The 388-nt window shown below is 28.4% G+C and carries 1 protein-coding gene; it reads right to left on the bottom strand.

All coding sequences use genetic code 11. From position 1 onward, the window contains the following. Nucleotides 1-300: 300 nt before the first annotated feature. On the bottom strand, nucleotides 301-378 hold the full coding sequence (locus tag DLK05_RS18460) for a hypothetical protein (protein WP_369073587.1): 78 nt from the start codon (nucleotides 376-378) through the stop codon (nucleotides 301-303). Nucleotides 379-388: the final 10 nt, after the last annotated feature.

Genomic DNA, 388 nt, shown 5'->3' with positions numbered 1-388 from the left:
AAAATACAATTTTAAAAGTCTATGTTTATCTCTTAACATACTTTATCTGTTTTTTGATCACTTTTAACTTTCAATATGGAAATGGATCTTGTTAGTATCTTATGAGTTATTAATATTATTATATATAAGACAAGACTCTAAAAATAAATGTGGTTTGTCGTTTTCGAAGTTCTAAGCTTGGTGTCGATTGTTTGGGCTGGATGTAAACTAAAAAACCACTCCAGGAAAAGGAGTGGTTTTAAATGTTTGTTTGAAAAGATTTAAGTTGTGTCTTAACTTAAATTAATTGAGCTGTTCAGATTATTCTGAAACAACGTCGAAAGCGATCTCTATTTTCACTTCTTTATGAAGTTTAATTATAGCAGAATGCTTACCGATTTCTTTAACA

The organism is Ancylomarina longa, from assembly GCF_003996985.1.
Lineage (GTDB): Bacteria > Bacteroidota > Bacteroidia > Bacteroidales > Marinifilaceae > Ancylomarina_A > Ancylomarina_A longa.
This window is presented reverse-complemented; position numbering and strand designations above follow the sequence as displayed.